The organism is Priestia sp. YIM B13486 (assembly GCF_042787865.1).
In the GTDB taxonomy this organism is placed as follows: domain Bacteria; phylum Bacillota; class Bacilli; order Bacillales; family Bacillaceae_H; genus Priestia; species Priestia megaterium.
Genome location: NZ_JBHZOZ010000022.1, coordinates 15,908 through 40,751, shown reverse-complemented (window position 1 = coordinate 40,751; position 24,844 = coordinate 15,908). Strand labels below are relative to the sequence as shown.

Below are 24,844 nucleotides of genomic sequence, written 5' to 3'. Positions count from 1 at the left end.
TCTAATTACGCCTTATCAAAAATAGAAGCATCTAAAATGAGTGTCTTCAGTAATTTTGCTACACTCATTACAATCTTAGCAGGAGTAATTTTTTTAAAAGAACAATTTCACCTTTATCATCTAGTTGGGGCAATTATCATTATTACAGGAGTTATTGGGACAAATTACTTTGGTACAAAAGATAAACACAGTGAAAAAGCCTAATTTTTTTTTAGAATATATACAAGTCTAGTTACCATAATGGATTTTATAGGAAACCGCACAAAGACAGCGCTCAATCAATTGAACGCTGTCTTTATACAAAAAAGATTTCTTCAGAATCTTCAATCAACTATCTTTATACTACTAAAAATTGATATAAAAAAACTATAACTTTGTTATGATTTCTGACATAGATAATCGAATATTTTTTTTGTACAAAAATAAAAAGGACATTTCTTCTATGCCCTGTTCCCTCGTATCAGCCCCACCTACGCTAAATACTATGACAGCCACTCATGCCATCCAACCTATCCTTAGTATATATGAAAACGATTACAAAGTAAAGTAATTATTAAAATATTCCGCCTATTCCTTTTGTTATATTTAACTTGTCTACCTTGAATAATATCAAATATCGTGAGCAAACTACCCAAGACACTATAAGGTGTCAAATACATCTATTTAGAGCATTCACCAGAAGAACTATCTTACTCACATAAGGTAGTTTTTTCTGTTTTTAAGGTGTATAAGATATACAATTATAGTTAACATAATACCTCTTTCCGGTAAACATCACAAAAAAGAACCCTTGTCGCAGAAGAGGGACTGCCCCCTAATAGTGAGACAAATAAGAAACACCTTTAAGTTAAAAAAAGGGTATATACGACCTAACAATCACTTGGAGGTGTTTTTTCTATGGGGACAAGATATACTTAATACATATTTTGATTCTTGAATTTATAAAAATAAAGCTGTAAAAACTACCAATGCATATAAATGATTCATTACTCCTTTATAAGGTATACTATAGTAAGAGGAGTAGTGATGTTAGTATGTATTATTACGGCAAAAGAAATCAAGAACCTTTAGCCCAAGAACAAACAGAGGTTTGGGAATGTACAGTAGAAGATTGTAAGGGCTGGATGAGAAAGGATTTCTCTTACGACAATCACCAAAAATGCCCTTTGTGTGGAAATTATATGAAAGCTGGAGAACGACTTATTAATAAAATCCCCCTTAATCCTCATCGAAGATAATTTATACCAACGCTATCACATAGATTAAAAATTACTACTATATTATTTAATTGAAAATATAGTTAATTTATTTGCATTTGCTTTCTATTTCTAATGTATGTTATAACTAGTTATACCTTGTATCGATCGTCTTGTCTAAAACCCATGCTTTTTTTAAAGCCTGGGTTTTCTATTGAACTAATAGTAGATAAATCATGGTTTTTTAATTATAAGACCATAAAAAAAGGACTCCTTCATAAGGAGTCCTTTTTGTTATCACTTTTAATTATGCTTTGTGAACGTTAGCAGCTTGTGCTCCACGTTGACCTTGCTCGATATCAAAAGTCACTTTTTGACCTTCTTCTAATGATTTGAAACCTTCACCTTGAATAGCACTGAAATGAACGAATACATCGTCTCCGCCTTCGATTTCAATGAAACCGAAACCTTTGTCTGCATTAAACCATTTTACTGTACCTTGTGTCATAATGTTGCCTCCTGCTGTGGAATGCTCCACAAATGTATTACCTCTCTTGCTCAATCATACTATTTCAAGATAAAAACTTCTGTTTAAGATTTTTTCTTCTCTCAATCTTATACCGAACAAAAACAAGTTAAATATAGTTTAACACATAGGGATATTGATAGCAAATAATTGCTTTTTTCCATTTAACCGTTATAATCATACTTGTATACGGACTAAATTAAACAGTAAGAAAGAAGTGCCACTATGAGAAAGTTAAAACCCTCTTTTCAAAACCTAGTCAATGAAAACAGACATAAAATACTAGAAGATAAAAAGGTCATGGAAAAGATTGAAGAAAAAATTGAAGCTCGCCAGGAGCAGGCTACAAAGATGAAAATGAAATAAGAGTAGAATAAAAACATCCTATCTAAACGGATGTTTTTTTGTATTGTGCTGCTGTTGCATTTCTAGGTAAATGGCTTTTTACAGGATATTTCATCTGCTATGTCGAATCTAGCAAGTCATAAGAAAGGGGCTGTTAATATGAATTCAAAAGAACAAAAGAAGTTGGCAACTACTAGAGAACAAATGGAGAATGCTAAAGAACAAACTGATTTATCTTCTGAATTAGAACAGGACTTAGAGAACTTAGGATTGCAACGACGAATGAAACAATTAGAGTTAGAAAGCAAGTACCTAAAAAACCAGAACGATGAACTACTTTAATTCACAGCACCCGTTCAGGGGTGCTTTTTCAACATTTTAGTACTTTTGCCTCAGAACCACCTATCTATGATTAAGACTTTCTCCCAGAGCAAACAAATAAAAAAGATGGTTTACTCTCTTTTTATCTAATTCAGTTCTATCTATGTATGTATGTTTTATGATGAGATTCCATTAATCGCTATTTACTTTAAATCAACATGTTTCATTTCCAAAATAAATCTTTGATGGTCCAGATTACTTGATCTACAAAAGTTAATTCACGCTTATATCTCTTCCATTCCTTCTCATAGTTAACCTCAATATAACATCCAAAGAAAAGAGCTAATCGTCTAGTTGAAATATCTTTATAATGGCTTCTTTATGCATCTTCATAAATTATAGTATTAAGACACAACAAAATTTGACAAAATAAAAAACTTAACCTTATTCTATACTTAAAGATAAACTCAAGGAGTTGAGTTATAGCATAAATGGATAACATGCAGCGCTTTATAGAGTTAGTTTTACAGTTTGAACAATCCTTAAATAGAAAGCTAACTAATCAAGAAAAGGAATTCCTGATGTGGGTTGTAAAAAAGGAAAAACAGATAGAAGCGTAATTCTGAATTAATTACTCCTATCTGTTTTAGTAATGAAGGGTAGAGCCCTTCTTTTCAATTCTTCTTCGAGAATAAGAATGTTTGATCATTTAATTTCTCCTGTACCTGTACAAACCCTCCCGTAACAAGTAGCTTTAAATGTGTTGTATTATTTTCTATCCCAAAAGCTTTACATAATTCATATTGAATTTTCACACATCCCAATTTATCTAATTCCCTTACAATACCTGTTCTTTTTATTTTATCTGAATTAAAACCTTTGTTCCACTCGGCAATTGATCGACTTGATAAGATATCAAAGAACCTGCGCTCCGATTATCAGCAGGCTTACCATACTCAATTTCTGCACCTGTTCCTCCTTCATCACAAAATGTCATTGAAAATTCATCTCTATCATAACCTTACTTAGTAGGAAGCCTCTTTAAAGATTGGCTTCTGTTCTCTTCTGCCCCATAAGGATTAATTGTACAAATAGCTGACTTACCTTTATTAATGGTATGTTCAATATGTGCTGCAGTTTTAGAGTATTTATCAGTCGGAAAATAAATCACTTTATCTATCATAGGATGTGTTACTCTCTTGTGATGAAGAGAATAAATCCTTTAAGTCAATGTTTTCTACGTCAGTCACATAAGCTAAAATCAACAAAATAAAAATAATCCAGTATATGATTTTTTTCAATCTTCTCAACTCCTTCACTAAAAACAGTATTATGAGAAACGCTCAGAATTGCAATGAATGGACAATGACCCGCGAAATAAAGAATATTTTCTTCTGGTAGCTTCTCAGTAACAACACTTCAACACTTATGCACCAGAATCCCCTTAACTATGTATAGTTAATTTATGATTAAGGTTGTCCAATATAGATAGTCCCAAAAAGTACACCTTTTAGACTGTGAAAAAATGACTTAAAAAACAGCTATCCCATTCGAAAAAGTATACTTTTTCGAATGGGATAGCTCATTAATGTCTATGATTTTTGTATTTTCTTGTAATTTTTTGATATCTTTTGTAGAAACCGTTTTCATTCTATCTTATATTGCTCATAATATTTTTTATTGGCTCTATCTTTTTATTATAGACCTACTAAATTTCCTAGAAACTGAAAAATTGCGATGAGGTGAGAAAAAGCTATGTCAATGGTAATCAATTCAGTAGGTCAAATAAAGGACTTACGAAAGTGTATTGCAAAAAAAAGGAAAGAATTAATTGATCTAGGTAATAATTATGGACTTTTAGATAAAAAAACAATTAAGTGTAGTCAAGATTTGGACAAGCTTATAAATTTGCATATGAAATCTTATTCTAGTTCAACTAACATGTTTTTAGATTACGGAGGAGATCTACCTAGAACGAGACACTCGTATGGTAATCGTAAAGTTAGTGATTTTAAATATGAGGTAAAAGCCGTTGAGCTTGCAAGAAGTAATATTCGTTTTTGTTCTGCCCAGTTGATTGCTCATTCAAATCTAGCAACATTTGGAGTGTGTACTGCTTTAGTTCTAGTTGGTAATGGAACTAAAGCAGGTTTTGTTACCCTTCAAAATTTACGAAAGTTAACAACTCATTCGTGAAAATCTATCTTTTCTAACGCTTTAAACTAAATGTATAAATACTTAAAAAACATCGGATTAGAAAAAACTGATGTTTTTTTAAGCACTTTAAAATTAGAAACTGATACTAATTTAACTTTTCCTAATGAATCTTATTCCTTGATTTCATATGTACCATTGTTATATAACCACAAAACAGTATAATTTTTTTCTTTGAATATGACGTTACAACCAACCTTCATTAATTATCCTACCAAGCGCAAGGTTTTCTAAATAATTCTTTAAGGATACTGATTCATCAGTTTCCTTTTTTATTTTGAGAAAACAGGGAATCTTTTAAGACTCGTCGTATTCATATAGATAAAGAGGTGGTTGAATTGAAACAATTAATTATCAATAATGTTGAATTTAACGTTGAAAATTTCGAAGAAAAAACAATTACACATTCCACTACAGGTGAGCAGCTAAAAAAGATTGGTTTTGCATTTTCGATTATAGGAAAAAAAGATTATAACTTATATGACTTATTTTTCGAGAGCCCCGATTTTGAACTTACTATTGTTGATACAAATGAGAAACTTAAAATGAAAAATATTTCACACAGTACTTTTTATCAAGCAGCAGAGATAACAGATGACACAAAAATCGTATTTAGAATTAAGTTACAACAAGAACCAGCCAAAGAAAAAGAACTTACACAAGATCAGAAGTTGATGGTTAATGCCGTAAATGAGGTTGTTTTATCTAGAGTAAGATTTAAAGCTTTAGAAGAAATACTAGAAGAAAAAGGATTAATCAAAGGTGATGAATTATTTGATAAGATTGAAAAAGTAGCTAAAAGAGATTTTGACAAGTTAAAGAAAGAATTACTTTAGGGTAAAGAAGAAATAAATACGTAAAAGTACTCCTATTTTATCAAGGTACTTATTTATTTTTCCATAAAGATCCTTTTCGTATATTATTTCCGAGAAATAGATTTTATAGGTAGCTAAAACCTCCAATCTATTAATATAAATTGGAGGTTTTATGAGAGATACATTTACAAAGTTCTTACACCCTCTACAGCTAACATATACATTGTTAAAGATTGAGCCTCTTTAGTCATCCATTCGCGATATTCTTTTTCCGCCGTTATATATTCTATTTCAGTAATATACCCATCCCTTTCCATTTGAATTCCTCTACTTGAAGCAGTATCTGCCCATATCCCAATATTTGTATTAAAATTAGAATCTGTTCGGTTAGATACCTCGTGTTGAGGGGTTATAATGATGTCTTGAATACCAATTTCCCGAAACATATTAGTAAGGTCATCAGCAATTGCATTATTCATACCTGCGTCAGAACGCCATTTCAAATATGTAGAATAGAAAGAAGTCATACTTGAAGGAGGGGCCGGTTCCCATGATATCTTTTCATGATTATAGTCTACGACCAAAATACGACCACCAATTTTGGCAGCAGATTTCATCATTTGCAATGCTTTCAAAGGGTCGGACAGCCATATTAACACCCTAGCACAGGTAACAATATCAAATTCTCCTTCATAGGTAAGATTAAAGATATCACCTGTTTCAAAAGTTAATCCTGGAGTTTTACCATGATTTTGACGAGCTTTTTCGATTAGATTGGGATTGCTATCGATTCCTACGACCCACCCCTTTGGACCTACTGATTCTGCTATTCCACGTGTAATTGCTCCTGTTCCACATCCTAAATCAAGAACCTTCATACCTTCCTTAAGTATACTTGCAAGCCTTTTATGGGAGTATGTTAGTGACCGGGAATCTAATACGTTTGTTAACTTCCCTGCTAATTCAGCCCGATTGCGGGCAATATTCCCTTCCATATGGTAGACCTCCTAATTAATAAATCCCTACTTTTTCTTAAAGGCGACAATTCGAATTCGTTTATATTCAGCTACCCATATACCATCTTTATATAGATTGGTATTTATTTTATTTTTCCACTTAGAAACTCAGGAAAAATCATCTGCAAAACTATCTAACCAATAATTTAATCCCTTTTCTCCTTCTGTTAACGATGTAAGTCGACCGAAGTAATTACCCAAACAAACTAAGCACATTCCCTTAAATATTACCTTTTATCTATTCAATCGGAAGTAAAGTATCAACCACAATACTGTTTACAGCATTGATATACGCAAATGCACTTGCTTTCATAATATCCGTATCTGTCGCTTTGGCAACATACTTTTCTCCTCTGTATTCCACTTGAATCTTCACTTTCCCTAATGCTTCCTTACCTCTTGATACACTGCTAATATTATATTCAATCAATTTAATATCTAAATCACTAATTTCTGTAATAGCAGAATACAAAGCATCAATCGGGCCAGACCCGACTGCACTGTTTTTCAATATTTGATCGCCCTTTTTAATCTTCACACTTGCAGACGGGAAATTTGTATTACTAATCACTTGCAAGTCCATTAGTTCATAAAAGTGATCGCTATAATGCGTCATATCCTGATTATGAATATCATTTTTTGCATAATAGTTCTCAACGATGACATATAAATCATGATTATATACTTCCTTTTTTGCATCTGCCAATTCAAGAAAATCTTCAAATACCCCTTCAAATTGTATATTAGTCATCTCATTAAAACCTAATGACTCAAGCGCGTTTTTCACCGCATGACGTCCAGAACGGGCGGTTAAAACAAGTTCCATATCATCTAAACCAACTTCAATTGGACTAATGATTTCGTAAGCATCTCTTGCTTTTAATAAACCGTCTTGGTGTATACCTGAAGAATGAGCAAAAGCATTATCACCTGTAATGGCTTTATTTACTTGTACTTCAAGTCCCATTAAACTACTTACTAACCTAGATGTATTCATGATTTCTTTTGTATTAATATTTGTGTACGCGTTATAAATTGATGAACGCGTATTAATTGCCATAACAACCTCTTCTAGTGCAGCATTACCTGCACGTTCACCAATGCCATTTATCGTACATTCAACCTTATCTGCCCCATTTTTTATTGCAGCTAACGTATTCGCTGTTGCCATACCAAGATCATTATGACAATGGACACTTAAAAGCACTTTATCATTCAAATTTTTCAAGCGATCATTTATTTTAAAGATTAGTTCACCAAACTCTTCCGGCTCGGCATAGCCAACTGTATCGGGTACATTAATAATGGTAGCCCCTGCCTTTACAACGGCTTCAATCGTTGCCCATAAATATTCAAAATCGGAGCGAGACGCATCCTCCGTTGAATATTGTACATCTGGTAAAAATGTTTTTGCATATTTTACTGCATCAACGCCGAGATCTAAAATTTGACTTTTCGATTTCCCAAACTTCTTTTCCACATGAATGTCTGAAGCGCCTAAAACTATATGGATTAACGGTTTTTTAGCATATTTCACACTATTATAAACAGCATCAATATCAGCCTTTACTGCTCTTGCTAACGCTGTGATGATCATGTCTTCTGTATTTCCTATTTTCATAGCAATTTCTTTCACAGCATTAAAATCACCAGCTGAAGACGAAGGAAAACCAGCTTCGATAATATCAACTTTCATCTTCTTTAGTTGCTGCGCTACTTCTAGTTTTTCATACAGATTCAGCTTAGCCCCTGGAACTTGCTCGCCATCTCTTAAAGTCGTATCAAACATCCAAATTTTTCTCGTCATTTCAGAAACACTCCTTTGTCATATTAATGTATAAAAAAAGCCCCGCCTCTATAAAAATATAGAGACGAGGCGTTGCTCGCGGTACCACTCTAATTGATTAATCATTACATAATTAACCCACTCATTTTCGGCAGCTATCACCACCTATCTTCATAACGGTAGAAAACCGACATCCCCTACTTATAATGTTCAGGGAGTAGCTCTTGGATGAGTTCAAAGGTAATAACTACCGATTCTCACCAACCACCGGCTCTCTGACAAGTTTATATATCCTTCTAATATTTCCAATCTTTGCTTATTATTATTTGATTACATGCAATATTATATCTATCTAATCGATTTGTCAACGAGATTTTTTGAATATAAAATTTATTGGGAATATAAAAAATATCTCTTTTGCAAGTTATTAATTTGCACATAAACATCCACTATTCTTGAGTAATATTTAAAGTATTTTCTTAAAATGATTTTTGTATATTACTTATATTGGAGAAAAATATGAACTATAGTCGTTGCATCGATTGTTGCAGTGTATCTAGCTATAAAAACAATATTTTAAAAGAGGGAATGTTCCCTCCATAGTAGACAAATAAAAGAAAGCAACCTATTCTCCCTACGATGGAGGGGATTTTTTATGGTGTCTTAGATCTAGATAAAAAAATGTCCCTCGATTTGAGGTAATGATTTATAAAGATTAAGTTATTCCTCATAGTAGTATTCATGACAATTCTCATTAAATTAATGGTTGTATTAATCAATTATTTGACCTGCCCTCTATATATTTTTGTAGTTGTTCCAAAAGACAACGAATCTCCATACATGTGTATAGAGGTAAAACAATATACTTGAGCAAGATTAAATGAACTGTTTTTTCTTTTTTATATAATTTAATACAACCTCACGTTCATCTTCAAATAACATGTACAAATGATTAATTTTAGATATCGGTTGCCAGCAATATGAATCTACGATCTGAACTTTCTTCTCTCCAGCTAATACCTTAACTTCAAAATAGGTCATGTGAACTTCAACATTATAGGTAGTTGCCCTATTCTCTTGTATCTTTTTTACTATCTCTACTTGATAACCTGTTTGATTCCACATTTCTCGAACACAACAATCTTCAATCCTTTCATAGTCTTCAATAGCACCAGAAGGAACAGACCAACGCTTTGGTGTGTTGGGTTTCTCTTGGGAGACCATTAATAATTCATCTTTATTATTTAAACAAATTATTGCAAAACCACTACACTTATTCACTGAGATCTCCCCTTAGAAAAACATTGTAGGCATACAAGTGTTTCTAATAAATAGAACTTAATCAAACTGGATTTTAATCTTAAGCAAGTTCTTTAAAAAATGTTAGAGCGTGAGCTTAAACATAGGTAATCACTTTATTTGGTAAGTGTAACTTTAAATACCACTTCTGTGTTATCTGTTACTTCAGCTCCTTGATAAAATGTACTATGCGAAACACTATGAGTTATAAATATTTCACTCGTTTCAGGGATCACAACAGTATAATGAGTATTCTCAAAAAAGGTATCATATAATTGATAATCTTGTTTACCCAAAACAGAAAATGAAAACTTAATTTGATCTCTTCCCTTAGTCATTTTTCCATTATTAATAATTCTTTTTTCAAGGCCCACTTCTTCTTTGCTGGCTGTAGACGTAGTAAGGTATTTTACATCAAATACAACATCATTAATGACTAATTCTTTCACTATTAAGTCCTCCTTCTCTACTTGTTTCCTCTCCTTAATTCGCCAAAGATTAACAGGTCACCTCTTTTCTACTGTATAACACATATCTTTCCAGAACCCATCTAAAAAAGCACCCTGAAAGAATACTTAAAAGTTAGCCTGTAAATCTTCAATTTTTTTCTTGAGTTTTTGGCTTTCTTCCTCTAACTCGATGATTCTATCTTGGAGTTCTTTATTATCCCAGTTACTTTCCAACTCTTCAGATAACTTCATTCGCTTTTTATGGATTTCAATTCGTTTTTTAGCCATCTCTTCTACTTCTTTATTTAATAGTATCAATTTCTAATGGCTTGTTATTAAATGTTAGAGCCTAATTAATTCCGATTAGGAAAGTTGGAGGAATCGTGAGTGCTAAGAAAAGAAGATAGTAGGCTTGATCAGGAATGGATAAGTCTTATAAAAGAAGCTTATCAATTAGGTCTCTCAATTGTAGAAGTAAAAGAATTTATATACTCAAATCAAAAAGGACCCGTTTCTAAATGACTCAGGCCTTTTTTTGCGCTTATAAAGTGCTCTATGTTAACTAAGTTTGTAGACTTTATACAGCTTAAAAAGGGAAAAAACCACCATCGAGAAAGAGGTAGTTTTTTCCAGTCGTTAAAATATAGATGTTCAGTTGATGCTCTATTGCATCTTGATTAGTTTGCTGAATAGATTCGTTTGTATTCATTTCTTTATCATTTTTCTTTTGCAATTTCTTTTCTATTAGGAGCAAGTGGTGGCTGTTCTAACCATTTATTTTTCATCATAATATTAAACCATTTTTTTGTTACCATTAAATTCTTTAGAATAACGCCTTCATAAGCAGCTACAAGATCTGTTCGCATGGCTGATGCTAAACCTGTTCCATGATACGCTTGTGCAGCTTGGAACAAGAAACCAATATGATACATCATTAATTTATCAGAAAAAGGAGCGTCTGTTGAAGTTGTTACTTCTGTCTCCCACGATTTAGGAACTGGTAAATTATCCGCGTGCATTATTTTTGAAAAGGATTGTATTTGTTCATCAGCTGTTTTCTCAGAATCCTCTAAAAATCCCCTTACTTCTTTTGATTGAGAGACCTGACTAAATCCAATAGAAAGAGTTTTAGCCATAATGCTTTTCTTAAGGTTGAAGGAAATACTTATGATTTCTAGTGCCGTTAAGCGTCTGCCTTTTCCGAAAAATCCATCTAAAAAATCCTGGCTAGAAATATATTCAGGGTTTTTAGCAGGATAAAAATAAGGGTCCCTCTGAAACTCCCCTTTTTCAAGTAATAATTCAATCGTTTGATGATACATCCTTTTTGCCTCATTATCACATGTATCGTAGAAGTAACGTAAGTCTTCTCTGACAGAAACACCTAATGAGGTTGTATGTCCTAGCAAGCCATGTAATGTCATGATATGTAAATAATTCAAGCAGAATATATCAGTAAATAATTTTTTAGTACCTTTATTGAGGTCAAACTCAGTAAATCCAATTGGAACTGGAAACCCTTCGTTTTCTATAAAAGCTACAATTTGTTTCTTTTGGTTTGCGAAGGTCTTAATAGCATCTTCAAAAACGGCCTTTATTGACTCGTCTTCAATAATAGAGAACATATATTGATTTACTACATCTGTCATTGTTCCGTTTACATACTCTCCCCATAGTGTCCCTATTTCGGAAGATGTGAGTTTTAACTTATTCTTATCCATATTATCACCTCATGGATAATATTCACTAATTTATTAATAGATATGAATTTTATCTTAACAAAAATGGCTTTTAGCTTGTAGTTACTATAACGTACATTATAGTAACTACGATTGTATGTCATATACAGCTTAAAAACAGAAAAACCTATCTCTTCCCAGTCAAAAGAGGTAGTTTTTTCTGTTGCAAAATTTAGTTGTATGAGTCGATATTTAGTAACATCTTGGGTAGTTTGCTCAATTTGCTATTCATTATTCGTTTTATAATCTTAAATAAAAAAAGAAACAGATCTAAAAAGACTGTTTCTTTTAAAATTCCACTCCAACATAATAATGTACCCTTTTGATTGAAAATGAAACATGGAATATGATTATTTTTATAAAACTTATTTTACTTCTGATAATTCACATTATGGACATTTATGGCGACAAATTTTTTTCGCTGAAGGTGGAACTCAACTCTCCGATAATCTCCCCTTATTATTCCGATTAAATCTTCTGCAAGGTATCTTCACTGACCATGAATTACACGACCTATGTATATTAGTAGATGTAAAAAACACTTTGAATCAACAATCAACTATTTCTCAGGATGATTTTGACCACCTTAAATATTTTTCTCACCAACTAAACAGAAAGAAATTTCTCTCATTATCTATCTAACTTTATTCACAATGAACATGAAAAGCCTACTTGTATAAGACCAAGTAGGCTTTTCTGCTACGTTAAAGTCGATAAATTTATGCATTGTTTCCAAGAGAATTATAATATTTTCTATCTACATATCAAAAAAATCATGTGCCTTTAAATTTGGATCTATTTTCCTTAAAGCTTTGAGTATTTTGGTCATAGTTCGCTGTGTAGGTGCATGTTCTACATTTCTCTTACAAAGTTCGCTAACAGTGGATCTACTAACCTTTGAAGTACTCGCTAACCATTGTTGCGAAATTCCTCTTTGATCTAACCATTTTCCTAATTTACTACGTTGCTTACCTAACCCAAACATATATAATCACCTTTTTAGTATCAGTCTTGTCCAAGAATTCGAAGTTTCATACACTTTTGAAGAAAATATCGGAATAGTGGACAAGTTATCGTTCATATCATTTAGTAAGACGTCACCTCAAGACGTCAGGATAATCATCAGGAATGGAGCGAATCAAATGACAAAAGAATTAGCAATCTCGTTATTAAGTCGAAAAGACGTCTACTTAACGGTAGAAGGCAAACAGATGTTAGAGGTCAGTTTGAAAGAGAAAAACGCGTATGAAGAAAAATAAGAAGGCCCAAAATCAAGTAGACACCTATCGACCGACTGTGCGGTATCATTCTATTTACCGTACATATGTAGATAGCCTTTTTCAGGCTACCGAGTTAGACCGAAATCAAATTATAAGGTGTGCACTTTTTACTGCAGCGCACAATCCTGTTTTCTTAGCGTTAATGAATCAGTATAAAATGAGAGACGTTCCTCTTCCCTCATCTCCGTGGCAGCCTTCTTCCCACCCATTATGGATGGAACAAGAGCCCAACATCGAAAAGAAAGGAGGAGGAGAACATGATGATCTTGAGCGAAAAGGAACGCTTACAAACACTTCTACGTTACTTGGAACACCAACAGATGGCCAATCAGTGTCAGGAACTACTACTCAACCCGACCGACAGTCTTCCACCAATGAGAAGACAGCGCGGGTTACAAAGACGTCAGCAACCGATTAAGAGACGAACAAGGGAGATTCCTACCTTACAATTATCAAACAATGGAGGAATTAGACTTGATTTTAGATGAAGAATTCGAGATACAACGAAAACTAAAAATAGATCCGATTGAAGGTTCTTATAATAGCTATGCGGTGAATGAAAAAGAAAAGAGGGACTGGAGTGGAAATATCTATTTAGCTTGTGTCGCAGCAATTTTAGCCATTGCCTTTTTCACCTGACGTCTTTTTAGAATAGTGTCGATATTTTGGTCATAAACATATAGCATGAATACAGTTAAGACCGCCTTATAAACTGATACATAATGGGCGGTCTTTGTTCTAAATATGATTAAAAACGTTTGGAAAATGAAAATGATTTCGGTAACGAAAAATAAGGAAATAGAGATATATTAAATGTACCTTTTTATACTTGTGACATAGGAGGAATGTAGATGGAAAATAGCCCTCGTTTTGGAGAATTAGTTTCTGATTTTGAGAAATGTTTAGATCGACATTTAAATGACAAAGAAAAAGAGTTACTTGCATGGATAGTGAAAAAAGAAAGTAATAAGTATGTTCAATAATCTACGGTTAACCTTTTCATATTTCAAGAAACTTTCTGATGTGTAGCTATTTTACTCAAAACTGGTAGTTGCTACACAGAAAAACCTCCTACACCTTAATGTGTAGGAGGTTTGAATAGTCCCCAATAGTAGATTAGAAATAGAAGGTATTCGGCATTGTTGATTAAGTATTAATCTATAAATGCTTGTTTATCCTCTATTTCACCGGGCTTTGAATATGTAACATACGTCCCTGCCATCATGTCATGCAGACTTCTTTTATCCTTACGGAAAACCACCATGAACACACTCACAATTAACGCAATACCTAATGTAAGGCCATAAACAATGCCGGCCACAAGAACTCTTAGTAGCATTGCTCCGATTCCAAGTTTCTTTCCATTTATTTTGACAATTCTAACCCCAACAATTCGTTTCCCTATAGTATATCCATACCATAAAATAGGTACAGCAACCGCATAGATGAAACCTATGAGTGATGTAATGGGATCTTCACGATCAAAGTCTCCTGTAATAAGAAAGCCAATAAGCCCCAAAGGAATACTTACAATAATGCCATCTAACAGATTTCCTAATAGGCGTATCCAAAATCCTGCTGGTTTTGTTACTTGATCCACTTTATATTTCTCCCCTTCTTGTAAATTAACACTTTATCTATCTAAATAGCTCCTCAGATGATGATAACATGATTGAAGATGAAGGTAAAAAATATAAAATATTTTAAATTTATCCACTAATAATAAAATACATGTCTCTAGTATTGATATTACTAAAGACATATTCATAGAAAAGAGATAAAAGATTAATTAGTTTGTTTAAGTTGTAAATTTTCCTTATCAAAGATAATAACGGCATTATAAGCTTCATATAAGGCATACACAGGGTAACAAAAAGCCATAAATACAATCATAGTTGGTACCTTTTCAACAACAGGAAAATGGCCGGACAAGGTGTTGACTTTTTCATATAAGTTTCTCCTTTTTGAAATGTAAAAGAGTAGAAATAATAGGGTTATTAAATATATAACATTGCTCTTTTAAAAAAAGCTTTAAATAAGTTTAGAGCTGTCTACTTTGGTAGGATCTACACGTTTCACATAGGTAGCTGCCATCGAATCGTGTAAACTTCGCTTATCCTGGCGGAAAACCACCATAAAAAAGCTAATGATAGCAACTATTCCTATTGTAAGACCACACATAAGACTCACGATGAAGACACGTAAAACCATAGATCCGAAGCCTACATTTCGCTAAGGTTATAGTTAAATCGTTTGTATACCTTGTTTTTGTGTTGGTGATTCGTTTTCATAATGTTGATAATGACATGTTGCTCACTTTTCCAATGCACATTCACATCATGAATCATAGAAGGTTGAATTCCTTGAAGCTCTTTATATTGGTTAAGAGTGCTTCCGGGTTGTCCGTAGTACATTCTAAGAGAATCAGCCTTTTGTTTTTGCTCATAATCAAAGTAATCAGTGGTTTGTTTATACATCTTTTTTACTTCAACAATGTTTTGTTTATTAGGAGATGTGCTGGTCGTAAGTGAGACGTTACGTATCATGTTTGGCTGTTGCTCGTTTTTATCCAAGAAGTAATTCATCATAAATACGAGAAAAATTACTCCAAAGGATAACATGATCCAAAGCCATTTTTTCATGTCGACACTTCCTCTTTTATGATTGAAAATCAAAATGAGTAGATGATCTCATTGCAAAATAGCATTTTCTGCTATTTCGTATCCTTAGATAATAACATACTCAAAAACTCTTGAAAGTTCTCAGCCACTTTTGATGTAGCTGGATCACACTCATATGATTCTTCGTAATCTAGAAAATCAACAGACGGATTGTTTTTATCATAGTGAAAGTTTAAACATAAGTAATCTCCCCATGCTAGCTTCGCAATTGGAATTAATTCAGATCCGATAAGGTCTTCATCATAAAAATTCCGTCCTTGTTCTCCTAAGGAAGTTTCGCAGCAACCAATATCATACACACCATAAGGATGCTCACTAAAGTTTTTAATAATGCCTAAAAAACGTTCAATTTGACACCTCTTATTGATGATTGTTAGTGGTGTAGAATCTATTACTGTACATCCGGTATATTGTTTCAAGAATTCTTTATACGCATTGGGCAATTGGATGCGAAAAGAAGCTTCTATTTTTGCAATGTCTTGCTCCTCTGGTAATGGATAAATGACGCTTTCCTTCATCAATCTCATTTTTATCAGTCCCCTTGCAATAGGCCATCTTCAAGGAAATACATTATGACTTTTGATATTCATACATAACCGGAACTTTATCCATTTTAACGGTTTTGGCTACAACATAACGACGATAACCGTCTTTTAAGACATTCGATCCTTTTTCAATCGTCAATGGCTCATCTAAGCGTCCTGTGCGTTTCACAAAATCAATGACCTTTTGGGTTTTTTCAGCATTTGGACGTGTCTTTAAGAATTCTTCAGGTACGATAATGTCATCAAAGTTCAACAAATCCTGTGTCCCTTTAGGTTGGTTCGGTAGTGTATTCTTTTTAGGCTCAGCCTTCTTCGCTTCTGTAGGCTCTTGCTTTACTTCTAGCTGAACAGCTTTTGTTTCTTTCTTTTCTTCTTTTGGTGCAGGTTGAGAAGTAGCTACCGGTTTTTCTTCCTGTTTGGTAGCAGCAACTTCTTGTTGCGCTGCAGAAGCCTCTTGTTTGGTCTCTTTTTTATCGTTTGATTCAGTGCCTTCTTTGTCTTTCTTATTCGGGAGAACAGTAATCTGGAAGCAAATTACGCCTACTTCACCAGGGCATTCATCAATCGGAATGTCTAATGTGGGTTCTCCTTGAATTAAGATTTTTTCTTGCATAATACTTTTTTTCGTAAGACCTGTTTTGTTAAAAGCCTTCTTTGCAACAAATACCGTGTACGAAATAAACGTACTCTTCTTCAAGCCTTTAGGCGCAGATGGTGACCCTTTTTCACGCATATCAAAGGCAACATAGCGATCGTATTCTCGTAGTGGTCCTGTGGCTGATCCAGTTAACGTAATTTTATGTGGCATAATGTTCTCCTCCTGCGTAGATATAGATTTATTAATTATTTAGAACAGTGTTCTAAATAAACATATCCTAATAATAATTCAGCTTATAAGGGATTTCTTTACTTTTTACATTTTCTCCTATCGTACATATAAACAGAGACGATGCGCATACTTTGAGTATGGACTTGTAGCTCAATAGCAGAGCAGCCAGTCGTATTACACTATACAACTTTGGCGTCTTGCAGGTTCAAATCCTGCCAAGTCTTCTCTTAAAACACTGAATACGTTAGAAATAATGAAAGTCCTTGCTATGCTTTAATTATTTTTAAACATTAAGAAGCTGGTTCCTTTAATTTAGCATGTTGATGCAATAAGTCTTGCTCCTCAGGTGTTAATGCTTGTCCTAAATCTTGTTTCAGTTCCGCCATTTCTAATGAACTGTACGTAGAGCAGTGTTCTTGCAGCAAGCATTCCTCTTCTGGTGTAAGCTCTTGTTCTAAGTCTTGCTTTAATTGAATTGTTTCAAGCTGTTGTTCTAACGATATTTCTACTTTTTTTGTACCCTTCTCTTGATCCTGCTCAGCCTTTAACCAATCAGGAACGATTTCTTTACGGATAATATGTTTTGGTATAAACAAGTTTGTTGATGACGCTTCTTTATGTATAACTTCCTCATGAGTTGGATATACTGATGAATAATCCTGGTTTTTAGGATCCACCAACTGATAGAATTGGTTTTTCGCAATTTTATAGAGTAATTGGCACATATTATCTAAGGACAAAGAGTTTCCTTTATGATTAGCTTCATGTACGTATTTGTCTAATCCAATAATAGATGTATACGCAATTTCATGTACTTGCCCTTTGGTAATATCAATCTCTGTATCTCTTTTGACCGTTTTTGCAGCATTTTGAATGCGAGCATAAAAGTCTTTTAATTGATGACCATACTTACCTGAGTAGACTTGATTAACTTTTTTAGGAACACCTTTGATATAGGTAAATGACTGTGAAGCAGACATTAAATGATTATTTATATGATTTACAGGTAAATCAAGGTTAATAAAGGCACCAGGTGATTTATCAGCCTTTAAGCTTGGTGTATCAACGTTTTCCGCACTTTCTGGATATATCACAGGAAGCGTCACAGGAGTTGTCATTTCTTCTTGTTGGACCGTTTGTATGCCTGTTGTATCATGGGCAAAAAAGATTTCGTCGCAAATCCGATTAAAGTTTTTATGGCTTTTAAGAATAAATACATAGCTATCAGGGTGAGTACCTGTTGCATCCTCTTTAATGTAACGTGCTACAAGGACAAACGGCGTCGCTTTTAACGAACGTACAAAACGAGAAACCGTACTTTTAGAAACTTCAAATTTCTTCATGAGCGTTTCAGAACGAATGGCTTGGATGCCTGTAGCCACTAGGTTATAGATGACATGATCGAGCATTTCCATTCTTTTTTTAGGAAATTCTTTATGTATGGCTGATTGGTTCAGTTTGTAATGGGTACGAATAATTTCTAAAAACTCTTCTTTCTTTTTCCGAAGTATGGATTTGTTCTTCCATAACCATTTAAACCGTCCGTTGAAGGTGTCTACATCTCTTAAATAGCAGGTTAATATTTTTGTCATTTGTTCATCTTCTCCTTTAAGGAACAAAAAAAGACACTGTTTCCCTGGAAAAAGGAAAACAATGTCTTGATTTTGATGAACTAAGCCCTTGAAATAGATAGCTATTTCATATAAAATAAAAGCATAAGTTTTATTTTATAGAAAAACTAAATCTATTAACAAGAGACTTCGACAAGTGTTTTCCCTACCGTGATTAGGGGGAACGGTTTAAGTGTGTTGGTCGCACTACTTAAACAGTTGAAGTCTTTTTTCTATTCCGGTCATTTTTGTTAGTTTTATTATAGCGTTAATTAATCTTATAATTCAATAAAAATTAGTAATATATCTCAAAAGAATTCTTTTGAACTGTTTTTCTTGTAATAAATTTATTTTATTATACAATTCATTTTAAAAATTAAGGAGGGTCAAAAAAATAACCCTCCTCAATTTATTAAAAATGTGTTATAATTCGTGCTTTTATAACTAAATTACATCATATAAATAACAGAAAGCTTCTACTAGGGATAGTAGAAGCTTTCTGTTATTTACCTATTAATTTTTCCCACCACGTTTTTTTCTTTTCTAACTCTGCACTAGCAGAAGCTTCTTCAATCATTTTTTTACTTTCAGACAATCCTTTCCTGAGTTCTCCTATCAACTCAGCATCTTTTCTGTTTATCATTTGCTTTAGTTCTTGATTTGTTTGGCTAACTTTTTGTAGCTCTTCTACTAACTTTTGATTAAATTGCATCTGCTGTGTCATCTGTTGTTCTTGTTGTTGTAACATCTTTTTTATTTCAGTAAGCTCATCGTTGATGGAAATAGAACCTTTTTCTTCTTGATTTTTGACTGTAATAGTTATAGGAAGCCCATCACTTGCCAAATTATCGTTTACATCTTCTTTTAATAATCCCTCACTATAGAGTTCACGGATTTTTTTTAATAGATCTAGTGATTCAATACTTATTTTATAGCGTCTACCTTCTTTTTTAAAATTTAAAAACTGTTCATGATTAAGTAGATACCTTTTTAATGTTTCAGGAGGAATATTGGTATATTCAGATGCTTCTGGTACGCCAATGAAATTTGCACTTTCAGAATTATTCATTTAATCCACCACCATTTATCATTATTTTATGTACATTCACTCAGTTCACAGTCATTCACTTGTGAGTTTCATAGAGATTCATTCATTTCACGGTCATTCGTTCAGATTATTTTCTTATAATCACCCAATTCACGGTTATTTACCTGCTAGATCTATAGGTATTCACCCAGTTCACAGTCGTTTATTCATTTAATTTTATATGATTTCGACAAAAAATCAACAATTCCTGTTTTGAGTTTGTATATATGATTTATTTTATGAACTGAGATAACTTAAGTTTAACTTAAGTTAAACTTAAGTGGATATTAATGTGTTTCGTGGTGAATAAATGGTGAACTTGTGTGAGTTTTAGTTGAACTTGTGTTTTGATAGTGGGAAGAATGATTATTAAGTGCGACTAAAGATTAACTTGAGGGTTTTGGTGACACCAATCGTTGTTTTATAGAAATAGGGACGATAACATGACAATGAATTAATAGCAGTTCATTATCTATTTTTAAGAATTGAATTAAGATAATTTCTATTCCAAACGTAGAGAATGTTTATTAAGCTCGTGGAACATTTAATATTGATTACAGTAACAGAAAATTCTTTTTTTACAAAAGATAAGGCTATAGACTATCATATGATTCGAAAAATGGTAAAAAAAGGTTTTGTTCATCTTGATATAAACAAAAAGAGATAAGCTTCCGTGCACAAGAAAAAGCGAATCCAAGCGTAAAATTACCTGTTCAATTATTGTATGAAGATGATGGTTATTATGTGGTAAGGATCAGCGATTTATCTTCAAATTGGGAAGCACTTGCCTTTGATCTGTATCAAGAAAATGAAGAAAAAGAAACGGTAAACGTGGATGACGTAACGAGTGATTCAGAAACAGATTCAACAGAGGAAATAGATGCTCATGCATTAATTACAACGCTCTATTCTGACCAACGAAAAACAAAAAGTGAAGAAGGAAAAGGAACAAAAACCAAACAAGATTATGCACTTTTGGTCAATGATTTAGAGAAACAGTTCGTCAAAAAGAAAATGAAAAACTATGAAAAAGCGATCACAGTAGAAGCCAAACACAAACGTCAAACGCAACAAGAAATGAACGAGTTACAACGTGATATGAAGTACCAAGTACAGGAGGAAAAAGCCGATACAGAATCAAAAATTGCGATGAAAAAGGATGCCATTCAATCGAGTGATGCAAGCATTCAGCTCTATAAAGATAAACAAAAAAGTTTACAAGAAAAGCTTCAAAAATTGAATGAAAAGCAACAAGATTTAGCCATGAAGTGAAAAAACACATGTCAACAGTAGGTCAACATGTGTTTTTTTGAGGTTCACAGTAGGTTCACACCACTGATTTTTTATGTTCACAGTAGGTTCACTTGGCAGGGTTTAGGTCAACAGTAGGTTCACATTCAACAGGTTTTCTTGTACCCACGGTTTTGCTAGGCTCTGCCTAGCCCCACACCTATGGTGGGGGCAAAAACCCCTTATGCTCTTCTCTCTTTTTAGGGGAAAGAGCACTACTACAAAAGAGAGGTCGGATAAAATGGAAATTAAAATTCGATATGTTGATCCAGTTGCACTTAAAAAAATTGATAAAATCGCAAAAGAAAAAAAGATTTCTCGGCAAGAATTTTTAAAAGGTCAAATTGAAACACTGGCTGTTTTTCAAGAACAAAAAGATCGTGAAGCAGAGCTAGAACGTCTCATTGATCGAAATATAAAGATGATGGAAAGGTGTGCAGTGGCAATTGAAACAATCAATGGATTTATTGAAGATATGATGGGAGAAGGTGAGGAATGAGTACATCTCCTGTTATTCCAGGCGTAGTGTTGAAAACAAAATTTGTTACATCTGATAAGAAAGCTTTTCAAGATTATGTCGATTATGTAGATCGTGATGATGCGAAAAAAGAACAGCATACTCATGAGAAACTGTTTACTCTTTATCAAGATTATATGGATAACCCTGATAAGACATCTTCGTTGTTTACCGAACAGTCAAATCAATTGAATGACGAGGAGAAAAAACAATTAAAAAAGGTGTTTGAAAAAGCGCAAAAAAGTAACAGCATTATGTAGCAAGATGTCATTACATTTCATAATCCGTGGCTCCAAGAAAATGGTTTATATGATGCTGATACTCATACAGTGGATGAGAAAAAATTAATGGATATTACCCGCCAGTCCATGAAGGAAATGCTTAAAAGGGAAAGGTTAAATGAGTCGGCTGCCATACACTACAATACAGGGAACATTCATATTCATATCGCAACAGTAGAACCACAACCTACTCGTGAGCGAGGTAAAAGAAAACCTAAAACATTGGATGCGATGAAGTCAACAGTCGTAAATCAAATTATAAATCGAGGTGAGCAACATCAGAAAATAAATGATTTAATACGAAAGGATATGGTCGAGAAAAAGAAGCAGGATTCTTCATTAAGATGGAAGAATCGTGACATTCAACCACTGTTTCTTCAAATCTATAATCATCTACCAGAAGATAAAAGACAGTGGCAATATAGCTACCGAACATTAAAGCCAATGAAACCATTTATTGATGCGCTGAGTCAAAAATATATTGAAAAGTATCATCGCAATGAGTATCAACAATTGCTTAAAAAGTTAGATAAAGAAGTAGAGGAATTAAAGAAAGCATATGGAGAAGGAAAGGTTGATGAGAAACGATATAAGAATTATAAGCAAACAAAAATAGATGATCTTTATAAGCGAATGGGCAATACCTTTTTAAAAGAAATGAAAGATTATAATAAGCAGCAGCAACAGATTAAAAAAATGATAGAAAGTCGAAAACAATCCAAACGTCCTTCGAATTTTAATCGAAATGTCTCCATGCACTTTGCATTAAAAAAGATGGAACGAGCGTTTAAATCAGAATATGAAAGTTGGAAGAACCAAAAACATTATGAGCAATTGCAAAAAGATATTGAACATAATCGAGACGCTGAAAGGGGTTATGAATGATGGAGAAACATCGACGTACCATTTCATTAGATACGAAAACAGATGAATATATTCAAGCTTATATGGAAGAACATCATTTTCGTTTTCCTGGGGAGGCCATTATGGATATTTGCCAAAAGTATCAAGAAACCACGGAAAAGGAATGGTCATTACAATATATTTCGGAAGTGGTTAGCAACAACTTACATCAGGTTTTAAAAGATGAATTAACAAAAATTCGTCTTGGGGCGAACAGTGCCGATAAAAACTCACAAATTTTAATTGAATATATGAACGGTCTTTTCTTCCATCACGGTTTTGATGGATTGATGACAACCGATTTACAAGAGTTAGATAGCACAAAGGTGGCGAAGGAAGCTGTTGAGAAGCGTATTGCTCATCAACGTCAAAAGAAGGTTGATGCAGAAGAATCAAGAGGGAAACAACCATCTTAATGATGGATTTATATAAAGATAGTTTTAAAAATGTAGAGGAGGAATCAAATATGTTTTTTAACAAAGATTTGGTGTTAGCTTCGATTAAAGCTGTAGGAGAGGATCACGCCATTGTGCAATATCAAGACAAAGAAGTAGAGGTGAATTTAAGTCCAGAAGAAGCGAAAGAGTTTCATCAATATGTGGTGCATCAAGAGAATATGTTGGTGCCCATGAATATTAAAACACAGAAGCTTTTTGTAGATTTAGAGGAGCCTTGGTATGAACAAGAATTAGAGGAGCTTAAGGGGATCTCCTATCAAGAAGAGGAGGGAGAAGATGAGTAAAGCCTATACAAAGAAATCAGCCGAAGATAAGCGTAAAGAGGTTGAAGAGCTAGCGAAAGGAATGGAAAAGAAAGTTGAGCAGCATTTTCATTCTGTTGAAGATTTAAAAGACTATTTATCTTTTATGGGTAAGTTTTATCAATACTCCATGTCAAACACGGCTCTTATCCAAAAACAGTTTAGGGGCGCTCAAGCTGTTGGATTATTCAAGTTTTGGAAAGATAAAGGGTTCTCTGTCAATAAAGGTGAAAAGGGTATTAAGATCCTTGTGCCAAACAAAACGGTGCCTAAATTTAAAGATGAAAAAGGGCAATGGAAATCGATTGATAAAGCCACTCCTCAAGAAAAGAAGCTGGTTAAAGAGGGAAAAAAAGAAGTCACTCAAGGCCGACTGTATTTTTCAGTCGGCCATACGTTTGATATTAGCCAAACGAATGCGAAAGCAAGTGATTTACCTAAGATCTTCCCGAATCGTTGGTTAGAGGGCAACATGGAGGATTACAAGGCGCTTTATAAAGGAATGGAAGCCATTGCTGAAAAGAATGGTATTTCCATCATTGCACCTAAAGAAGAACTAGGCAGCGCAAAAGGCGCGTGTTATCCACTAACGAAGGAGGTTGCGTTAAATCCTCGTAACTCTGAGCGTCAAAATGTAAAGACGCTCCTTCACGAAATGACGCATGCCAAGCTGCATACGACTGAATCACGAGCAAACTATAGGGATGCGGAAAGAGAATTTCAGGCAGAAATGACAGCTTATACGGTTTCTTCTTATTTTGGCATTGATACAAGTGAGTATTCGCTTGGTTACCTGTCACACTGGACGAAAGGAAAGAGCTTTGAAGATAAAACCAAGCTTTTAAAAGAAGTACATGAAACGTCCGTTGGCTTTATTGAAACAATCGAAGAAACGTTGGTAAAAGAACGAAAAAAAATCAGTCAACAGAAAAAAACGATGAAAAACAGCAGCAGGCAGATCCTCTTTCTTCTGAAAATGTACAAGAGAAAATGAAAGAAGAATATGAAGATTATAAACAAAAACAGCAACAGGAATCGGCACAAAATGTAGATAGTATTCTAGATCGTGTCACGGCTGAAGAGAAATATTATTCAACCAAAACACAAGCAATCAAAAATGGATGGATGACAAAGGAGGAAGTCGTGAAACTTGAACATCAGATTGATTCAATCATGACTAAAAACGAGAAGGGGATCATGAATGGTCAAGTTCAAGAACAATCTCTTACTTTTCAAGACCGTATGGAAGTGGGCAGTCAAATGCAATTCCAAAAACGTACAGGGACCGTCAAAAAGAAAAAAGAAGAACAGGAACTCGAAAGGTAAGGGAGCGTAAAGAGCTCTCTTTTTTATTA

At 33.6% G+C, this 24,844-nt stretch carries 30 protein-coding genes, 3 pseudogenes and 1 other annotated feature; of the genes and pseudogenes, 18 read left to right on the top strand and 15 right to left on the bottom strand.

Features of this window, described 5'->3' with window-relative positions; translation table 11 throughout:
* Both ACFX4G_RS27475 and ACFX4G_RS27470 read left to right on the top strand, forming a co-directional pair.
* A partial coding sequence (locus ACFX4G_RS27475; protein WP_377578240.1) for an EamA family transporter occupies nt 1–204 on the top strand: 204 nt, incomplete at its 5' end.
* An 830-nt stretch (nt 205–1,034) separates the two neighbouring features.
* Nucleotides 1,035–1,238: a cold-shock protein gene (locus ACFX4G_RS27470; protein WP_057239729.1), complete on the top strand. Its 204-nt coding sequence runs from the start codon at nt 1,035–1,037 to the stop codon at nt 1,236–1,238.
* A 265-nt stretch (nt 1,239–1,503) separates the two neighbouring features.
* Here ACFX4G_RS27470 and ACFX4G_RS27465 read toward each other — a convergent pair whose 3' ends face one another.
* Nucleotides 1,504–1,704: a cold-shock protein gene (locus ACFX4G_RS27465; protein ID WP_013056497.1), complete on the bottom strand. Its 201-nt coding sequence runs from the start codon at nt 1,702–1,704 to the stop codon at nt 1,504–1,506.
* A 243-nt stretch (nt 1,705–1,947) separates the two neighbouring features.
* Here ACFX4G_RS27465 and ACFX4G_RS27460 point away from each other — a divergent pair, with 243 nt between their 5' ends.
* The 4 genes from ACFX4G_RS27460 to ACFX4G_RS27445 all read left to right on the top strand — a co-directional run bounded on the left by ACFX4G_RS27460 (nt 1,948) and on the right by ACFX4G_RS27445 (nt 5,438).
* Nucleotides 1,948–2,088 (top strand): FbpB family small basic protein, encoded by a 141-nt coding sequence (locus tag ACFX4G_RS27460; protein ID WP_377578237.1) that lies wholly within the window; start codon nt 1,948–1,950, stop codon nt 2,086–2,088.
* Between the two features lie 138 nt (nt 2,089–2,226).
* On the top strand, nt 2,227–2,409 hold the full coding sequence (locus tag ACFX4G_RS27455) for a hypothetical protein (RefSeq protein WP_377578234.1): 183 nt from the start codon (nt 2,227–2,229) through the stop codon (nt 2,407–2,409).
* A 1,734-nt stretch (nt 2,410–4,143) separates the two neighbouring features.
* Entirely contained in the window at nt 4,144–4,584 is a 441-nt protein-coding gene (locus ACFX4G_RS27450; protein ID WP_097825566.1) for an aspartyl-phosphate phosphatase Spo0E family protein, read from the top strand.
* Nucleotides 4,585–4,940: 356 nt separating this feature from the next.
* Nucleotides 4,941–5,438, top strand: coding sequence for a hypothetical protein (locus tag ACFX4G_RS27445; protein WP_377578231.1), 498 nt, complete (start codon nt 4,941–4,943; stop codon nt 5,436–5,438).
* Between the two features lie 164 nt (nt 5,439–5,602).
* Here ACFX4G_RS27445 and ACFX4G_RS27440 read toward each other — a convergent pair whose 3' ends face one another.
* From ACFX4G_RS27440 to ACFX4G_RS27420, 5 genes are all read right to left on the bottom strand, one after another.
* Nucleotides 5,603–6,412, bottom strand: coding sequence for a class I SAM-dependent methyltransferase (locus tag ACFX4G_RS27440; protein ID WP_377578228.1), 810 nt, complete (start codon nt 6,410–6,412; stop codon nt 5,603–5,605).
* Nucleotides 6,413–6,671: 259 nt separating this feature from the next.
* Nucleotides 6,672–8,240, bottom strand: coding sequence for a 2-isopropylmalate synthase (locus tag ACFX4G_RS27435; protein WP_230185580.1), 1,569 nt, complete (start codon nt 8,238–8,240; stop codon nt 6,672–6,674).
* A 57-nt stretch (nt 8,241–8,297) separates the two neighbouring features.
* Nucleotides 8,298–8,541 (bottom strand) — a binding site (T-box leader).
* A 554-nt stretch (nt 8,542–9,095) separates the two neighbouring features.
* Nucleotides 9,096–9,500: an NUDIX hydrolase gene (locus ACFX4G_RS27430; RefSeq protein ID WP_377578225.1), complete on the bottom strand. Its 405-nt coding sequence runs from the start codon at nt 9,498–9,500 to the stop codon at nt 9,096–9,098.
* Nucleotides 9,501–9,634: 134 nt separating this feature from the next.
* A complete protein-coding gene (locus ACFX4G_RS27425; protein ID WP_322552732.1) occupies nt 9,635–9,967 on the bottom strand; it encodes a hypothetical protein in 333 nt (110 codons plus the stop codon).
* A 126-nt stretch (nt 9,968–10,093) separates the two neighbouring features.
* Nucleotides 10,094–10,255 (bottom strand): hypothetical protein, encoded by a 162-nt coding sequence (locus ACFX4G_RS27420; protein WP_157842269.1) that lies wholly within the window; start codon nt 10,253–10,255, stop codon nt 10,094–10,096.
* Nucleotides 10,256–10,354: 99 nt separating this feature from the next.
* Here ACFX4G_RS27420 and ACFX4G_RS27415 point away from each other — a divergent pair, with 99 nt between their 5' ends.
* Entirely contained in the window at nt 10,355–10,489 is a 135-nt protein-coding gene (locus tag ACFX4G_RS27415) for an anti-repressor SinI family protein (protein WP_377578222.1), read from the top strand.
* A 194-nt stretch (nt 10,490–10,683) separates the two neighbouring features.
* Here the strand turns inward: ACFX4G_RS27415 and ACFX4G_RS27410 are convergent, their stop codons facing one another.
* Together ACFX4G_RS27410 and ACFX4G_RS27405 are read right to left on the bottom strand one after the other, a co-directional pair.
* Complete coding sequence (locus ACFX4G_RS27410) at nt 10,684–11,688, bottom strand: DUF3231 family protein (RefSeq protein ID WP_377578219.1); 1,005 nt, start codon at nt 11,686–11,688, stop codon at nt 10,684–10,686.
* A gap of 775 nt (nt 11,689–12,463) precedes the next feature.
* Entirely contained in the window at nt 12,464–12,691 is a 228-nt protein-coding gene (locus ACFX4G_RS27405; protein WP_043981743.1) for a helix-turn-helix domain-containing protein, read from the bottom strand.
* 260 nt (nt 12,692–12,951) lie between these two features.
* Between ACFX4G_RS27405 and ACFX4G_RS27400 the strand changes: the two genes are divergently transcribed.
* From ACFX4G_RS27400 to ACFX4G_RS27390, 3 genes are all read left to right on the top strand, one after another.
* The gene (locus ACFX4G_RS27400; protein ID WP_377578216.1) at nt 12,952–13,404 is read left to right on the top strand and encodes a hypothetical protein; all 453 of its coding nucleotides are present in this window, start codon (nt 12,952–12,954) and stop codon (nt 13,402–13,404) included.
* A 56-nt stretch (nt 13,405–13,460) separates the two neighbouring features.
* Complete coding sequence (locus ACFX4G_RS27395; protein WP_162213431.1) at nt 13,461–13,625, top strand: hypothetical protein; 165 nt, start codon at nt 13,461–13,463, stop codon at nt 13,623–13,625.
* 212 nt (nt 13,626–13,837) lie between these two features.
* The gene (locus tag ACFX4G_RS27390) at nt 13,838–13,969 is read left to right on the top strand and encodes a hypothetical protein (protein ID WP_276510979.1); all 132 of its coding nucleotides are present in this window, start codon (nt 13,838–13,840) and stop codon (nt 13,967–13,969) included.
* 170 nt (nt 13,970–14,139) lie between these two features.
* Here the strand turns inward: ACFX4G_RS27390 and ACFX4G_RS27385 are convergent, their stop codons facing one another.
* The 5 genes from ACFX4G_RS27385 to ACFX4G_RS27365 all read right to left on the bottom strand — a co-directional run bounded on the left by ACFX4G_RS27385 (nt 14,140) and on the right by ACFX4G_RS27365 (nt 17,020).
* The gene (locus ACFX4G_RS27385; protein ID WP_165574706.1) at nt 14,140–14,586 is read right to left on the bottom strand and encodes an RDD family protein; all 447 of its coding nucleotides are present in this window, start codon (nt 14,584–14,586) and stop codon (nt 14,140–14,142) included.
* A gap of 431 nt (nt 14,587–15,017) precedes the next feature.
* A complete protein-coding gene (locus tag ACFX4G_RS27380; protein ID WP_377578249.1) occupies nt 15,018–15,167 on the bottom strand; it encodes a hypothetical protein in 150 nt (49 codons plus the stop codon).
* A gap of 41 nt (nt 15,168–15,208) precedes the next feature.
* Nucleotides 15,209–15,628, bottom strand: a complete 420-nt coding sequence (locus ACFX4G_RS27375) for a hypothetical protein (RefSeq protein ID WP_043981744.1) — start codon at nt 15,626–15,628, stop codon at nt 15,209–15,211.
* 71 nt (nt 15,629–15,699) lie between these two features.
* Nucleotides 15,700–16,194: an SMI1/KNR4 family protein gene (locus ACFX4G_RS27370; RefSeq protein WP_377578213.1), complete on the bottom strand. Its 495-nt coding sequence runs from the start codon at nt 16,192–16,194 to the stop codon at nt 15,700–15,702.
* A 43-nt stretch (nt 16,195–16,237) separates the two neighbouring features.
* Nucleotides 16,238–17,020 carry a ParB N-terminal domain-containing protein gene (locus ACFX4G_RS27365; RefSeq protein ID WP_377578210.1) on the bottom strand — a complete coding sequence of 261 codons (783 nt, stop codon included), beginning with the start codon at nt 17,018–17,020 and terminating at the stop codon, nt 16,238–16,240.
* A 160-nt stretch (nt 17,021–17,180) separates the two neighbouring features.
* Between ACFX4G_RS27365 and ACFX4G_RS27360 the strand changes: the two are divergent.
* A pseudogene (locus ACFX4G_RS27360) lies at nt 17,181–17,265 on the top strand.
* A gap of 66 nt (nt 17,266–17,331) precedes the next feature.
* On the opposite strand, the gene ACFX4G_RS27355 reads toward ACFX4G_RS27360, so the two are convergent.
* On the bottom strand, nt 17,332–18,633 hold the full coding sequence (locus tag ACFX4G_RS27355; protein WP_377578207.1) for a replication protein: 1,302 nt from the start codon (nt 18,631–18,633) through the stop codon (nt 17,332–17,334).
* Nucleotides 18,634–19,153: 520 nt separating this feature from the next.
* Nucleotides 19,154–19,720, bottom strand: coding sequence for a hypothetical protein (locus tag ACFX4G_RS27350; RefSeq protein ID WP_377578204.1), 567 nt, complete (start codon nt 19,718–19,720; stop codon nt 19,154–19,156).
* A gap of 762 nt (nt 19,721–20,482) precedes the next feature.
* Here ACFX4G_RS27350 and ACFX4G_RS27345 point away from each other — a divergent pair.
* The 7 genes and pseudogenes from ACFX4G_RS27345 to ACFX4G_RS27315 all read left to right on the top strand — a co-directional run bounded on the left by ACFX4G_RS27345 (nt 20,483) and on the right by ACFX4G_RS27315 (nt 24,815).
* Nucleotides 20,483–21,010 carry a hypothetical protein gene (locus tag ACFX4G_RS27345; RefSeq protein ID WP_377578202.1) on the top strand — a complete coding sequence of 176 codons (528 nt, stop codon included), beginning with the start codon at nt 20,483–20,485 and terminating at the stop codon, nt 21,008–21,010.
* 259 nt (nt 21,011–21,269) lie between these two features.
* A complete protein-coding gene (locus tag ACFX4G_RS27340) occupies nt 21,270–21,527 on the top strand; it encodes a hypothetical protein (protein ID WP_097812183.1) in 258 nt (85 codons plus the stop codon).
* Nucleotides 21,524–22,711: pseudogene (mobP2, locus tag ACFX4G_RS27335) on the top strand (MobP2 family relaxase). The gene ACFX4G_RS27340 and the pseudogene mobP2 overlap by 4 nt, the downstream one beginning before the upstream one ends.
* A complete protein-coding gene (locus ACFX4G_RS27330; RefSeq protein WP_377578199.1) occupies nt 22,711–23,145 on the top strand; it encodes a hypothetical protein in 435 nt (144 codons plus the stop codon). Before mobP2 ends, ACFX4G_RS27330 begins: the two are co-directional and overlap by 1 nt.
* A gap of 50 nt (nt 23,146–23,195) precedes the next feature.
* The gene (locus ACFX4G_RS27325; protein WP_075422172.1) at nt 23,196–23,471 is read left to right on the top strand and encodes a hypothetical protein; all 276 of its coding nucleotides are present in this window, start codon (nt 23,196–23,198) and stop codon (nt 23,469–23,471) included.
* Nucleotides 23,464–24,420 (top strand): annotated as a pseudogene (locus ACFX4G_RS27320) (ArdC-like ssDNA-binding domain-containing protein); the annotation flags it as partial. The gene ACFX4G_RS27325 and the pseudogene ACFX4G_RS27320, both read left to right, overlap by 8 nt.
* Before the next feature lie 59 nt (nt 24,421–24,479).
* A complete protein-coding gene (locus tag ACFX4G_RS27315; RefSeq protein WP_377578197.1) occupies nt 24,480–24,815 on the top strand; it encodes a hypothetical protein in 336 nt (111 codons plus the stop codon).
* The last annotated feature ends 29 nt before the right edge of the window (nt 24,816–24,844 follow it).